The sequence below is a fragment of the Streptomyces sp. WG5 genome (assembly GCF_049974565.1).
GTDB lineage: Bacteria > Actinomycetota > Actinomycetes > Streptomycetales > Streptomycetaceae > Streptomyces.
On sequence record NZ_JBNGGC010000001.1, the window covers coordinates 364214 to 377652 of the forward strand.

Annotated in this window: 12 protein-coding genes and 3 pseudogenes; 5 read left to right on the plus strand and 10 right to left on the minus strand. The window is 73.7% G+C overall.

What is annotated here, in order from left to right; genetic code table 11:
- Positions 1-26 precede the first annotated feature (26 nt).
- From ACP4IX_RS01580 to ACP4IX_RS01610, 7 genes and pseudogenes are all read right to left on the minus strand, one after another.
- Positions 27-1079, minus strand: a complete 1053-nt coding sequence (locus ACP4IX_RS01580) for a glutamate ABC transporter substrate-binding protein (protein ID WP_426554515.1) — start codon at positions 1077-1079, stop codon at positions 27-29.
- A 59-nt stretch (positions 1080-1138) separates the two neighbouring features.
- Positions 1139-2608 (minus strand): hypothetical protein, encoded by a 1470-nt coding sequence (locus ACP4IX_RS01585; protein WP_426517106.1) that lies wholly within the window; start codon positions 2606-2608, stop codon positions 1139-1141.
- A 227-nt stretch (positions 2609-2835) separates the two neighbouring features.
- Entirely contained in the window at positions 2836-3807 is a 972-nt protein-coding gene (locus ACP4IX_RS01590) for an N-acetylglucosamine kinase (RefSeq protein ID WP_426517108.1), read from the minus strand.
- The gene (locus ACP4IX_RS01595) at positions 3798-5063 is read right to left on the minus strand and encodes a 6-phospho-beta-glucosidase (RefSeq protein ID WP_426517263.1); all 1266 of its coding nucleotides are present in this window, start codon (positions 5061-5063) and stop codon (positions 3798-3800) included. Before ACP4IX_RS01595 ends, ACP4IX_RS01590 begins: the two co-directional genes overlap by 10 nt.
- 24 nt (positions 5064-5087) lie before the next feature.
- Positions 5088-5221, minus strand: a pseudogene (locus tag ACP4IX_RS01600) (carbohydrate ABC transporter permease); the annotation flags it as partial.
- Between the two features lie 116 nt (positions 5222-5337).
- Positions 5338-6555: an ROK family transcriptional regulator gene (locus tag ACP4IX_RS01605; protein WP_426554516.1), complete on the minus strand. Its 1218-nt coding sequence runs from the start codon at positions 6553-6555 to the stop codon at positions 5338-5340.
- Positions 6556-6775: 220 nt separating this feature from the next.
- Entirely contained in the window at positions 6776-7870 is a 1095-nt protein-coding gene (locus ACP4IX_RS01610; protein ID WP_426517112.1) for a mechanosensitive ion channel family protein, read from the minus strand.
- A 309-nt stretch (positions 7871-8179) separates the two neighbouring features.
- On the opposite strand from ACP4IX_RS01610, the gene ACP4IX_RS01615 reads away from it, so the two are divergent.
- Positions 8180-8716: an HNH endonuclease gene (locus ACP4IX_RS01615; protein ID WP_210962055.1), complete on the plus strand. Its 537-nt coding sequence runs from the start codon at positions 8180-8182 to the stop codon at positions 8714-8716.
- A gap of 26 nt (positions 8717-8742) precedes the next feature.
- On the opposite strand, the gene ACP4IX_RS01620 is transcribed toward ACP4IX_RS01615, so the two are convergent.
- Entirely contained in the window at positions 8743-9327 is a 585-nt protein-coding gene (locus ACP4IX_RS01620) for a Uma2 family endonuclease (protein WP_426554517.1), read from the minus strand.
- Positions 9324-9686: pseudogene (locus ACP4IX_RS01625) on the minus strand (ATP-binding protein); the annotation flags it as partial. The gene ACP4IX_RS01620 and the pseudogene ACP4IX_RS01625, both read right to left, overlap by 4 nt.
- 101 nt (positions 9687-9787) lie before the next feature.
- Between ACP4IX_RS01625 and ACP4IX_RS01630 the strand changes: the two are divergent.
- Together ACP4IX_RS01630 and ACP4IX_RS01635 are read left to right on the plus strand one after the other, a co-directional pair.
- Positions 9788-10183: a DUF5753 domain-containing protein gene (locus ACP4IX_RS01630; RefSeq protein ID WP_426554518.1), complete on the plus strand. Its 396-nt coding sequence runs from the start codon at positions 9788-9790 to the stop codon at positions 10181-10183.
- 66 nt (positions 10184-10249) lie between these two features.
- A pseudogene (locus ACP4IX_RS01635) lies at positions 10250-10363 on the plus strand (DUF397 domain-containing protein); the annotation flags it as partial.
- A 198-nt stretch (positions 10364-10561) separates the two neighbouring features.
- On the opposite strand, the gene ACP4IX_RS01640 reads toward ACP4IX_RS01635, so the two are convergent.
- A complete protein-coding gene (locus tag ACP4IX_RS01640) occupies positions 10562-10696 on the minus strand; it encodes a hypothetical protein (RefSeq protein WP_426554519.1) in 135 nt (44 codons plus the stop codon).
- A 317-nt stretch (positions 10697-11013) separates the two neighbouring features.
- Here ACP4IX_RS01640 and ACP4IX_RS01645 point away from each other — a divergent pair, with 317 nt between their 5' ends.
- On the plus strand, positions 11014-11319 hold the full coding sequence (locus ACP4IX_RS01645; protein ID WP_426517125.1) for a hypothetical protein: 306 nt from the start codon (positions 11014-11016) through the stop codon (positions 11317-11319).
- Between the two features lie 9 nt (positions 11320-11328).
- The gene (gene malQ / locus ACP4IX_RS01650) at positions 11329-13431 is read left to right on the plus strand and encodes a 4-alpha-glucanotransferase (RefSeq protein ID WP_426554520.1); all 2103 of its coding nucleotides are present in this window, start codon (positions 11329-11331) and stop codon (positions 13429-13431) included.
- The last annotated feature ends 8 nt before the right edge of the window (positions 13432-13439 follow it).

The window sequence follows — 13439 nt, forward strand, 5'->3', positions numbered from 1 at the left end:
CTCTTTCCCTGCGGTGCGGCGGTCGTTCAGCTCGTGCTCCGGTACACCGGGGCCGGGGGCCGCGACTTCGCCGCGTCCCCGCCCATCGTCCCCGACAGCCACACGTCGTACGAGTGCTGCCACCCCCCGGCCTTGTCCGCGTGCCACTCCACGAGGACCTGGTTGACCCGGCGTACCAGATCGTCGGCGTCCTTCTTCATCGCCACGCCGTAGTACTCGGTGGTGAAGGCGTCACCCTTCAGTTCGACCGCGGGGTCCTGCGCGGCCTGGCTCGCGGCGAGCGCGCCGTCGGTGACGACCGCGTCGACCTCGCCGAGCTGGAGCCTCACCAGGCAGTCCAGTTGGTTGGGCACGGTGGTGCCGAGGTCGGCGTCGGCGGCCAGCCTGCCGTCCGACTGGTCCTTCTTCAGCGTGCTGTACGCCGTCGAACCGCTCGCCGTGCAGATCCTCTTGCCGGCCAGCGTGTCGTCGTACCCGGTGATGGGGGAGTACTTGGGCGCGAGCAGTTGCTGTCCGGTCCTGAAGTAGGGCGCGGAGAAGGCGACCTCGGTGAGGCGGTCGCAGTTGATGGTCATCGTGCGGACCACCATGTCGACCCGGCCGTCCTGGATCGCGGGGATGCGCTGGTCGGTGGGGATCGCCTTGAACTGCACGGCGTCCGGGTCGCCGAGGATGTCCTCCGCGATGCGGTGCACCAGGTCGATGTCGAAGCCCTCGAGTCCGGCCGCACCGCCGCTGTTCGGGTCGCGGTAGCCCCAGCCGTAGCTGTTCTGGTCGACGCCGACGACCAGTTTGCGCTTCTCGCCCCGGCGGCTGCGGATCGCGTCGATGGTGGGGCCGTCGGCGTCGTCCGGGGACAGGGTCTGCTGCTCCGGGGCCGTGCACTCCTCGGCGGCGCGTGCCCGGCTGCCGTGGGCGACGCCGTGGCCGGCGGTGCCGGCTCCGCTGCCGTCGCCCTCGCCGTGCGAGCGGACCACCGGCAGGAGCAGGGCGAAGAGCACGGCGAGGGCGCACGCGAAGGCCATCGCCCCCACACCGCCCCAGCCCTTCAGGCCGTCCCGCAGTCGTCGTGCACGCATCCTCGCTCCTCCTTCCACGGGTATCCCCTTCCACCCGTCCGCCGGGTCCGCGCCCCGCTTCACCGGTACTCCGAGAGCCTGCGGCCGATGCCCAGCAGCGCGCCGGCCGCGCCGAGCCCGGCGAGGACGCCGGCGCCCTGCGGCAGGTAGCCCATCGCGTCCAGGCCGTCGCCCGCCGCCTGCTGGAACTCCCGTTCCTCGTGGGCGAGGGCGGTGGCGAGCGCGGCGTCCACGCCGTCGAAGCACTCGACCGTGGGCTCGACCGTGCTGTCCGCGCTGCCGATCACCAGGTCCAGCGCCTGCTGGTAGTTGCCGTTCTCGTCCTGTTCACGGGCCGACGCGTGGCGCTTCTCCCACTCCGTCATGTCGTCGTTCGCCGCCGTGACCGGCCGCTTGCCCGCCTCGTCGTCCGCGAGCCGCGCCGCCTCGGCCAGTGCCTTGCGGAGGGTGTCCATGTTCTTGCCGTGGGAGAAGTCGTACGTGTCGTGCGTCTTGCCGTCCACCGTCGTCGTCTCCGCGCCGCGCGCCACCAGCGTGAGGTTCTCGTCGCCCCGGGCCTTGAGGGAGGCGATGCGGGCGTCGTGCAGCACGTTCAGTGAGCGCACGGCGTGGTCGTGGGAGCCGGTCAGGTTCGACCGCGCGACGCTGTGGCCGACGACCAGCCACAGCAGGACGGTCGTGGTGGCGGCGGTGGCGGCGACCAGGCCGGGGTTCAGGACGCGGTGGGTGCGCCGGTAGTCGCGGCGCTGCGCCCAGGCCAGGGCGGCGAGTGCGAGGACCCCGAGGGCCAGCGCGGCCCAGGGGTAGGGCTCGGCGTCGGCGTAGTCGGCGCGCAGCCGCTGGTTCTCCGTCTTGTAGAGGTCCTCCGCCTGCGGGAGCATCTCCTCCTGCATCATCGCGTTGGCGTGGCGCAGGTAGGCGCCGCCGACCGGGAATCCCTGGCGGTTGTAGGTGCGGGCGCGCTCGATGAGGCCCTTGTACTCGGGCAGGCGGCGGTTGAGCTCGGTGATGGCCGCCGCGGAGGAGGATCCGGCGTCGGAGGCGGCGGCGGCCTGCACGAGCCCTTCGGCGGCGGCGCGGATGTCCTTCTCGTACCGGGCGCGGGACGCCTCGGTCTCCTGGCCGCCGGCGAGGAACCCGCTGGAGGCCGCGGTGTTGGCGTCGGCGAGGGAGCGGTAGATGTCGGCGGCTTCGGAGGCGAGCGGCTGGCTGCGGTGCAGCACGTCGTCGGCCGCCGCGGACCGGTCGTGCATCTGCCAGGCGGTGACGGCGCCGAAGGCGATGACGAGCGCGGCGAGCAGCGCGCCGATGATGCGCAGCCGTCCCGGTTCGGTGACGGCCGCCGCGCGCAGCCGGTCCACGCCCTCGGCGAACGCGGTGCGCCGGGGCGACGGCGGCGGGGGTGCGGCGGGGGCGAGGCCGCCGGGCCGCTGCTGGGGCGACGGACGGGGCTGCGGCGGCACGGCGGGCAGGGTGGGCGTGCCGGCGCCCGGTGGCGGCATCGCGCTGCCCTTCGGCGGTCGAGTCACTGCTGACCTCCCCCATGGTCATCCGTCGCCGCAAGTATCGCTGCCCGCGCCGGCATTCGCACCGGCCTTCACCGATCTTGACCCGGTCCCGGTGTCCCGGCGCCCGGCGTCGGCACCGGTGCCCGTGTCCGGTGCCGGTCCCGGTGCAACGCACCACCCCTGCCCAGGAACACGCCTCCGGAACCCGGTCCGGTTCCCCGCCGGACCGCTCCGACCGACCGGCCGGCTCAGGCGGTGAAGTGCGCCCGCGCCCGTGCGTGGGCCCCGGGGGCCGCTCCCGCCCGGTCGAGTCCCAGCAGCACCGCGCCCAGCACGGGCCGTGCCGTCACCACCCGTGGTACGGCCCTGGGGGCGCGGGCCGCGAGCAGTTCCCGTATCCGGCCGTCGAGTCGCGGATGCCGCGCCGCCAGCACGCTGCCCCCCAGCAGTACCGGTGTCCGCTCCGCCAGCAGGTCCAGCCGGGTCAGCGCGACCGCGGCCATGGCCACCACCTCGTCGGCCTGCCGGTCGACGACCGCCCGGGCCAGCGGGTCACCGTCGGTGGCCGTGGCGAACAGCACGGGCGTCAGCTCGTGGCGCCGGACGGGCTCGATGCGCCGCAGGTGCAGGGCCTCGATGAGGGCGTACATCGAGTCGAGCCCGAAGTGGGCCGGCAGGGTGCGGGCCAGTTCCGTGGGCTCCCCGCGGCCGTCCGCCGCCCGCGCCGCGTGCCACAGCGCCTCCTCGGCCAGCCCCCAGCCGCCTCCCCAGTCGCCGGACAGGCGCCCGACGGCGGGGAAGCGGGCGGTGCGGCCGTCGGGGCGCATGCCGACGCAGTTGACGCCGGCCCCGCACACGACGGCGACGCCCCGCGGCTCGTCGACGCCGGCCCGCAGGACCGCGAACGTGTCGTTGCGCACCTCGACGCTCGTGCCCCACGCACGCGCGTGCAGGGCGGCGGCCAGCCGCTCCTCCTCCACGGGCAGGTCGGCGTTGGCCAGGCACGCCGAGACGTGGCCGACGGAGGTGACGCCCGCTGTCGCGAAGGCCTCCGCCACGGCCCGGGCGAGGGCGTCCACGGCCCGTTCCACGCCCACGGCGGGCGGCCGGAAGGCGCCGCCGCGGGCGGTGGCGAGGACCTCCCCGCCGGCCGTCACGACCGCCACGTCGGTCTTGCTGTTCCCCGCGTCGACGGCGAGGAGCGTTCCGGTCAGGCCCACGCCAGGTGCTCCCGGTTGTGTGCGATCAGCCGGTCGGTGAGCTGCTCGGCGTACGCGTACTGGCCGACGAGGGGGTGGGCGAGCAGCGCCCGCAGCACCCGGTCCCGGCCACCGCGCAGGGCCGCGTCCAGGGCCAGGTCCTCGTACGCCGTCACGCTCGCCATGAGGCCCGCGTACAGCGGGTCCACGGTCGCCACCGGCAGCGGGGTGGCGCCCTTGGCGCCCACCGCCGCCGGTACCTCGATCACCGCGTCGTCGGGCAGGAAAGGCAGCGTGCCCCGGTTGTACGTGTTCACCACCTGGTACGGGGAGCCGGCACCGCCGAGCAGGGCGGCGGCGAGGTCCACGGCCGCCTCCGAGTAGTAGGCGCCGCCGCGTTCCGCCAGCAGGGCGGGTTTCTCGTCGAGGGCGGGGTCGCCGTACATCTCCAGCAGCCGCCGCTCCATCGCCGCCACCTCGGCGGCCCGGGAGGGCTTGGTGCGCAGCTCGTCCACGACCTGGTCGTGCGCGTAGTAATAGCGCAGGTAGTAGGAGGGCACGACGCCGAGACGGTCCAGGAGGGGCCGGGGCAGGCGGAGGTCGGCGGCGACGGTGTCCCCGTGCTCGGCCAGCAGCCGGGGCAGGACGTCCTCGCCCTCGGGGCCGCCGAGGCGGACGCCGGTCTCCCAGGTGAGGTGGTTGAGGCCCACGTGGTCCAGGTGGACGTCGGCGGGCGCCACCCCGAGCAGCGCGGCGAACGTGCGCTGGAGCCCGATCGCCACGTTGCACAGGCCGACCGCCCGGTGCCCGGCCCGGAGCAGGGCGCGGGTCACGATGCCGACCGGATTGGTGAAGTCGACGATCCAGGCGTCCGGGTTGGTACGGCGGACGCGCTCGGCGATGTCCAGCACCACCGGCACGGTGCGCAGCGCCTTGGCCAGACCGCCCGCGCCGGTCGTCTCCTGGCCGACGCAGCCGCACTCCAGGGGCCAGGTCTCGTCCTGTTCGCGGGCCGCCTGCCCGCCGACGCGCAGCTGGAGCAGTACGGCGTCGGCGCCGTCCACGGCCGCGTCCAGGTCGGAGGTGGTGACGACGCGGCCGCCGTGGCCCTGCCGGGCGAGGATGCGGCGGGCGAGGCCGCCCACCAGCTCCAGCCGGCCGGCGTCCGGATCGACGAGGGTGAGCTCCTCGACCGGCAGGGTGTCCCGCAACCGGGCGAAGCCGTCGACGAGTTCGGGTGTGTAGGTCGAACCGCCGCCGACCACGGTGAGTTTCATGCAGTCATCAACCCTTCGCTCATCCTTGACTCCGGTCACCGTGACGCCCTCGACGAACGCCTTCTGCGCGAAGACGCACACGAGGGTCACGGGGCCATGACCGGCACGGTCGCGGCCATGGTGAGGTTCCAGTCGGTGTGGTGGGCGCCCTTGAGGGCGGTGGTGCGGTGGTGCGGTGGTGCGGTCGGGCGGTGGTGCGGTGGGGCGGTGCGGCGGTGGTGCGGTGGGGCGGTGCGGCGGTGGTGCGGTGGACGACGCCGAGGGCGGGGCGGGTTCAGCGCGTGGTGTCGAAGACCTCGTCGCGGGTGGTCGCCAGCGCGCTCTCCAGCGCGCCGCGCAGGACGGGGTGCTCGGTCACCTCACCGACGACGAGCCGGGGCCTGGACGCGGCCAGCTCCTCCAGTTCGTCCTGGAGCAGGGTGCGCAGTGCCTCACCGCCGGCGGTGAGCGAGGTGCCGCTCAGGACCACGAGCTCGGGGTCCAGGACGGAGACGAGGGAGGCGAGACCGGTGGCGAGGCGGGTCGCGTAGGTCCGGAGCAGCCGGCGGTGCGGGTCGTTGTCGTCGTCGGTCCGCGCGGCGCGGGCGACGAGGGCGGCGGCGGCCTGGGGGTACGGCCCGGAGGGTACGGGTGTGACGCCGAGCTCCCGGGCGAGTTCCGGCAGGGCCTGGGAACCGGCCAGCTCCTGGAACCCGCCGCTGCCCGTACGGCTGACCTCGCGGGCCAGCGGGGCGCCCGGCACGGGCAGGAACCCGACCTCGCCGGCGCCGCCGGTCCAGCCGCGGTGCAGCCGTCCGCCGAGGACCAGGGCGGCGCCCAGACCCTCCTGGTTCCACAGCAGGACGAAGTCCTCGTGGCCCCGGGCCGCGCCGAGGCGCTGCTCGGCCACGGCGGCGAGGTTCACGTCGTTCTCGTACCCGACCGGCATCGGCAGCGCGGCGGCGAGTTCGTCGAGGAGGGTGGGGGAGTGCCAGCCGGGCAGGTGGGAGGCGTAGCGCAGCCGTCCGGTGCCCGGGTCGAAGGCGCCCGGGGTGCCGATGACCAGGCGGCGCACGTCGGCCCGGGTGAGTCCGGCCGCCTTCACCGCGCCGTCGAGCGCGTCGGTGACCTGCTGGACGACCGGGGTGGCGGCGCGCCGTCCGGGGGTGGGCAGCTCGTGCCGGCCGACCGTGCGCCCGGTGACGTCGGCGACCGCGGCGAGGACGCGGTCCGGGGTGACGTCGAGCCCGGCGGCGTACGCGGCGGCCGGGTTGACCTCGTAGAGCTGGGCGCCGGGACCCGGGCGCCCCTCCGTCGTGCCGCCGGCCAGTACGAGCCCCGCCGCCTCCAGGCGGGCCAGCAGCTGGGAGGCGGTCGGTTTCGACAGGCCGGTGAGCGTGCCGATCCGGGTGCGGGACAGCGGTCCGTGCTCCAGCAGGAGGTCCAGGGCGGCCCGGTCGTTCATGGCGCGCAGGACGCGGGGGGTGCCCGGTGTGCCGGCGGTTCCCGCCATGCGTGTCCGCACCTGCCTCTCAGCCGCTCTGCTCTTCGGTGCGCGGTGGAGAAGTGCACCGGGCACCCGGACGCCGGGAATATCTGTCAGGAAGGTTTCCTGTTGGTGGAGAAACGTAGGGCTGCCGGGCAGGGGCCGTCAAGAGTCCGGGAGTCCGCGAGTCCGCCCCCGAGGCGACGCGGTCGTCACTCCGGGGGCGGCGGGAAGAACGCCGGGTCCGCTACTTGGTGGTGCTCGGCGGGGTGATCGGGGCCGCCGCCATGGACTGCGGCGACACGGTGCTCGCGTACGCCGACGGTGCCGCGACACCGGCAGTCGGGTCGGGGGCCGCGGCAGCCTGCCCCGGGATCTCCGGACCGCCGACGATCCGGATGCCGGCCGCGTCGAAGGCCCGCTTGACGCGCCAGCGCAGCTCGCGCTCGACGGTGAGGGACTTGCCGGGCATGGTCTTCGCGGAGACCCGCACCACCATGGAGTCGAGCAGCACGGAGTCCAGGCCGAGGACCTCGATCGGGCCCCAGAGCATCTCGTTCCAGGGCTCTTCCTTGCTCATCCGTTCGCCGACCGCGCGGAGTGTCTCCCTGACCTTGTCCAGATCCTCGTCGGAGCGGACGGTGACGTCGACGCCGGCGGTGGACCAGCCCTGGGAGAGGTTGCCGATCCGCTTGACCTCGCCGTTGCGGACGTACCAGATCTCGCCGTTGTCGCCGCGCAGCTTGGTCACCCGCAGTCCGACCTCTATGACCTCGCCGGAGGCCACGCCCGCGTCGATGCTGTCGCCGACGCCGTACTGGTCCTCCAGGATCATGAAGACGCCGGAGAGGAAGTCGGTGACCAGGTTGCGGGCGCCGAAGCCGATCGCCACACCGGCGACACCGGCGGACGCCAGCAGCGGGGCCAGGTTGATCTGGAAGGTGCCGAGGATCATCAGGGCGGCGGTGCCGAGGATGAGGAAGCTGGCCACCGAGCGCAGTACGGAGCCGATGGCCTCGGAGCGCTGACGGCGCCGCTCGGCGTTGACCAGCAGCCCGCTCAGCGCGGTGCCGCCGCCCGACCCGGTCCGGCGGTTCATGCGGTCTATCAGCTTGGTGATCGCCCGCCGCACCACCGCTCTGAGCACCGCCGCTATCACCACGATCAGCAGCACCCGCAGCCCGATCGCGAGCCACGTCGACCAGTTCTCCTCGACCCAGCCGGCGGCGTTCGACGCGCTCTCCTGGGCGTCCTGGAACGAGGGCACGGCCGGGGCCGTCGGCGACGGCGACGGGGACGGCGACGAACTGTCGGCCAGTAGGACGGCGGCGGACAGGGACACGGCGGATACCTCCAGGTGCAGCGGCCGCCCACCGCCGGCGCGGTCGGTCCAAGGTCACGGAACGGTCACCGGACGGGCGGAATCACCACACTAACGGGGCACGGTGTGCGGAACGGCGCGAAGTTCACAGGAGAGACCGTCCTCACCCGCGCTTGAACAGGTCACGGTCCTGGGGATGCATCCCCTGTGGTCGAAAACACTCCCAGCCCGTTACGGGGACATGGTGGCGCTTCGACCAGGCATGAGGGGAGACTGACTACGGATCGTCCCGGCGCGAGCCACGCGCCGCCGGCGTACAAGGAGGCATCCGTGCCGCATGTCCTGGTTCTCAACGCGTCGTACGAGCCGCTCGGCGTCGTACCGCTCCGCCGCGCGCTCGTCCTCGTCCTCGAGAACAAGGCCGTGTGCCTCGAGGAGTCCGGCGCCTACCTGCACAGCGCGACCGTCACCGTGCCCGCCCCCAGCGTGGTCCGGCTGAAGCGGTTCGTGCGGGTTCCCTACCGGGGGCCCGTCCCGCTCACGAGGCGGGCGCTCTTCGCGCGCGACGGGGGCCGCTGCATGTACTGCGGCGCCGTCGCCACCAGCGTCGACCACGTCGTCCCGCGAAGTCGCGGGGGCCTGCACGCGTGGGACAACGTGGTGGCGTCCTGCCGCCGCTGCAACCACGTCAAGGCCGACCGCCACCTCGGCGAGATCGGCTGGCGCCTGCGCCACAAACCCGCCCCGCCCACGGGTCTGGCCTGGCGCATCATCGGCACGGGCCACCGGGACCCGCGCTGGCTGCCGTACTTGCAGCCGTACGGCGCGGAGGACGCCATGGCCCGGATCGACGGCATTTCCGCCTGACGGTCCGGGCCTTCGTCCGCCCCGGCTCAGCGCACCCAGTTCTTCAGCGGCTCGGTGTCCAGGGTGATCCCGACGGGATCGGGCAGGGCGACCTCCTTGCCGAAGGGGAGCGTCTGCACGGTCTCGTACCGTCCGCCGTCCGGACGGCTGTGCACCTTGATCTCGCAGGTGTCCCGGTCGATGAGCAGGTACACCGGGATGCCGGTCCCGGCGTAGGCCCGGGGCTTCTCGACGCGGCCACGCCGGTCGGTGTCCGAGTCGTACGAGGTGACCTCGACGACCATGAGGACGGGGGTGGGGTCGGCCCATTCGCCCTGGCCGACGAAGGCCTCCGCCGGGGCCAGGGAGCCGTCCGGGCGGGCGCGGCCCTCACGGTACTCCTCGATCACCAGCCCCTGTGTCGGGTCCAGCCACAGGTCGGGCCGGTGCTGCATGCAGATGCGAGTCAGCCACTGAACAACGCGTCCGTGATCGCCGTCGGGCACGGCTTTCCCCCCAAGGTGTCCGTTGATGAACTCGAGCCGCGCGCCTTCCATGCTCCGGTCGGCATGGCGGGCGAGTTCTTCGAACTCGGTGACGAGCATCTGCGGCCTGTCAGCGGTCACGGTCACAAGGCTCCTCCGGATCTGCGGGGGTCCGCACGCTCAGCGTAGGGAAGATCCGGCCTGGCGGGCGGGGTGTCCCACTCGGCGTACACGGTCTTGCCGACGGTGCGCGGTTCCCACCCCCACCGCGCGCTCAGCGTTCCGACCAGGAGGAGTCCCCGCCCGAACTGCTCGCCGATGTGTCCTACCGGGCGGGGACGCGGCAACCGCTCACCGCGCGGATCGCTCACCTCGACCCGCAGGATGCGGTGATCAAGGGTGAGGTGTACGCGGATGAGTCGTCCCCGGACACTGCCGTGCAGCAGGGCGTTGGTCATCAGCTCCGAGACGACGAGGGCGACGTCTCCGGCGAGGTCCGGCTGCCCCCACTCCGCGACGAGCCGCGAGGCTCGTCGCCGGGCGAGGGGGACGCTGCGCTGGGTGGGGGTGTAGTCCCTCGGAGATCGAGCGGGTCGTCGACATCCGGATGCGTCGGCAGGATCGCCTGGTGGGGGAACGTCCGCTTGAGGTGTACGCCGTCGTGTGGGAGGCGGCGTTGCGGCAGTTGATCGGTGGTTCCTCCACCATGCGAGGACAGTTGGGACGGCTCCTGGAGGTTGCCGCGCTGGAGAGAGTCCGCCTGCAGGTCCTGCCGTTCCACGCCGGAGGGCATCCGTGCATCACGGGCCCGTTCACCATCTTGTCGTTCAATGAGACCGAGGCGATGGATGTGGTCCAGGCCGACACCATCGCGTCCAGTGTGTGGGTGGAGGACGAAGCGGCGAGCAGCGAGTACGGCGATCTCTTCGATCGCACGGCCCGGCGGAGCCTCGCTCAGCGTGACTCCATCCAGCTCATCGAGGCTATCCGACGGGAGATTTGACCGGTGTCCGAGTTCGACTTCGTGAAGTCCAGCTACAGCAACACCTCAGGCTAATGCGTCGAGGTCGCTCTCGGCGTTGCCGAAACTGTCGCTGTCCGCGACTCCAAGGACTCCGGCGATGGCCCGATACTCCGTCTCGGGCCGGAAGCCCGGGGGCGGTTCACGGCTTCCCTGGGCTGAGCGTGGGTGACGTACCTTCCCCAAAAGCGCGAACACTTCCCCTGTTCCGTCCTCGGCCCGCTCGTTTGAGCGCCATAAGGACATTCGCCCGCATCTGTTCACGCTTTTCAGCGAGGTACCCGCCCCCGGCCCCGTAGGAGAACGGTCATGGGCCGGCAGGCGGGGACGGCTGCGAGGCGTCCTGTCCTACTCCGTCCGTCACACGTACCGCAGCTCACCCGGCCGCACCGAGCGCCCCAGCAGCGGCAGCGCCGTCGCCGTTGCCAGCAGGCAGGACGCGTACACGGCGGGCGCGAGCGGGACGGTGGTTTCCCTCCGCAGGGGCTGGTTCACGACCGTACGCGGTATCCCCGCGACGACCCGGGCAGCCAGGGCGCGGCGCGGGTGGGAGCGCCGCCCGGGTCGTGGCCCTGTCGGCGGCGCTCGCCCATGTGACCGGTTTGCGCGGTCCCCGAACGGGTTAGGTGAGCGTTCTGCCCGGATTGGTCGCGAGACCGCGGGGGTGGGGTGTGACCAGGCCCACGTTGTCGGTGTCGGGGCGCCTGTCCTCGCGCGGACTGGGTAGGGCTGCCGTAACCCGCCAAAAGCGTGCGCGGCAGAAGTCGACGAATCTCGACGAAGTCCGACGAAGTACTACGAAGGAGACCCCCGTGGCTGCACTGGCACCGCTTCTGCTCCCGGCCCCGTCCAAACCCGCGGCGGAGCCGTCCACCCCCTGGGCGGAGCCCTCCGCCGCCTCCGACACCCCGCACTACTGCGTCTTCGGCGCCACCGGCAGCTGCGCCGAGACCCCGCTCACCAGCGAACCGCCGCTGCCCGACGCCGAGCCCCTCACCAGCGAGTCGCCGTTCGCCGACGCCGTGCCGCTGACCAGCGAGTCCTCGCCCGAACTCACGGCGGACGTGCCGGAGCAGGGCGGCCCCTCCTTCGCCGTCCCGGAACCCACGAGGTCGTAGAGGTCACAGATGGCAGCAGCCCGGCCGGCCGAGCCCCCCACCGAGGACCTTCCCGAGGATCTGACCCGGCTCGCCGCCCTGCACGGCGTCGCCACCTCCTACAGCCCGTCCCCGGGCCGCACCGTCACGGTCCCGGCCACCGCCGTCACCCTCGCGCTGGCCGCCCTCGGGGTGGACACGAGCACTCCCGGGGCCGTGCGCGCCGCGCTCGCCGCCCGCGAGGACGAGCTGCGCGCACGCCTGCTGCCGCCCACCGTGGTCGGCCGGCAGGGCGGCGGCACACCGGCCGCCCTGGCCGCACTGCCCGAGGGCACCCGGCTGCGCGTGGACACCGAGCAGGGCGAGACCCGCTCCGACACCGGCCGGCTCCCGGCCGGCGTCCACCGGCTGACCGCCACCGCGCCCGACGGCCGCACCGCCCGCGCCCACCTGATCGTCGCGCCCGACCGGCTGACCGCCCCCGCCACCCGCTCCTACGGACTCCTCGTCCAGCTCTACTCCCTCCTCTCCCGCCGCTCCTGGGGCATGGGCGACCTCGGCGACCTCGGCGAACTGGCCGCCTGGTCCGGACGCGCCCTCGGTGCCGGATTCGTCCAGGTCAACCCGCTGCACGCGGCCGTGCCCGGCGCCCCCACCGACCCCTCCCCGTACCGGCCCTCCTCGCGCCGCTTCCCCGACCCCGTGCACCTGCGGATCGAGGACGTGCCCGAGTTCGCCCACGTCACCGATCCCGAGCGCGCCCGGAACCTGCGGGAGCGGGCCGGACGACTGCGCGCGGCCGTGCTGGAGGAAAACGCCCTGATCGACCGGGACGCCGTGTGGGAGCTCAAGCGCGCCGCCCTCGAACTGCTCCACGAGGTCCCCCTCGGACCCGGCCGCCGCGCCGCCTACTGCGACTACCTCGCCGAACAGGGCACCGCCCTGGAGGACCACGCCACCTGGTGCGCGCTCGCCGAGGTCCACGGCTCCGACTGGCACCGGTGGCCCGAAGGACTGCGCCACCCCCGCTCGGCCGACACCGACCGCGCCCGTACCGAGCTGATGGACCGCGTCGACTTCCACTCCCGCCTCGCCTGGCTCACCGACACCCAGCTCACCGCAGCCCAGCGCACCGCCCGCGAGGCCGGGATGCCGGTCGGGATCGTCCACGACCTCGCCGTGGGCGTGCATCCGCGCGGCGCCGACTCCTGGGCCCAGCAGGAGTACTTCGCCGCCGGCATGTCGGTGGGCGCCCCGCCCGACGCCTTCAACGCCCGCGGCCAGGACTGGGGCCTGCCGCCCTGGCGCCCCGACCGCCTGGCCGAGTCCGGCTACGCGCCCTTCCGGCACCTGCTGCGCGGCCTGTTCCGCTACGCCGGAGCCCTGCGCATCGACCATGTCATGGGCCTGTTCCGGCTCTGGTGGGTCCCCGAGGGCCGCCCGCCCACCGAGGGCACCTACGTCCGCTACGACGCCGAGGCCATGCTCGCCGTCCTCGTCCTGGAGGCGGCCCGGGCCGGCGCCGTGGTCATCGGGGAGGACCTTGGCACCGTGGAGCCCGGCGTGCGCGAGGCACTGCGCGAACGCGGGGTGCTCGGCACCTCCGTGCTGTGGTTCGAGCGCGACTGGGCGGGCGACGGCCGCCCCCTGCCCCCCGAACGGTGGCGCGCCGACTGCCTGGCCACCGCCACCACCCACGACCTGCCGTCCACCGCCGCCCGGCTCACCGGCGAACACGTCGAACTCCGCGACCGGCTCGGCCTGCTCACCCGTCCGCTCGAGGAGGAACGGGCCGAGGCGTCGGCGGACGCGGCGGAGTGGCTGGACCTGCTGGCCCGGCTCGGTCTGCTGCACGGCACCGGCGGTGACACCGGCGCCCCCTCCGAGGAGGCCGGCATCCAGGCCGTCCACCGCTTCCTGCGGCGCACCCCTGCCCGTATGACCGGCATCTGGCTCCCGGACGCCGTCGGCGACCGCCGCCCGCAGAACCTCCCCGGCACCTGGGACCAGTACCCGAACTGGCGCCTGCCCGTCGCCGACGCCGAGGGCCGCCCCGTGACCCTGGAGGACCTGGCCGTCTCACCCCGGCTGCACGGCCTGATCGACGCCGTACGGGACGGCGCCGGCGACTGAGCGCGCCC

Bases quoted from the DNA above. Each gene is read 5' to 3' on its own strand.
- ACP4IX_RS01580 (WP_426554515.1), bottom strand. From the start codon at position 1,079: ATGCGTGCACGACGACTGCGGGACGGCCTGAAGGGCTGGGGCGGTGTG.
- ACP4IX_RS01595 (WP_426517263.1), bottom strand. From the start codon at position 5,063: ATGAAACTCACCGTGGTCGGCGGCGGTTCGACCTACACACCCGAACTC.
- ACP4IX_RS01605 (WP_426554516.1), bottom strand. From the start codon at position 6,555: ATGGCGGGAACCGCCGGCACACCGGGCACCCCCCGCGTCCTGCGCGCC.
- ACP4IX_RS01630 (WP_426554518.1), top strand. From the start codon at position 9,788: ATGCGTCGGCAGGATCGCCTGGTGGGGGAACGTCCGCTTGAGGTGTAC.
- malQ (WP_426554520.1), top strand. From the start codon at position 11,329: ATGGCAGCAGCCCGGCCGGCCGAGCCCCCCACCGAGGACCTTCCCGAG.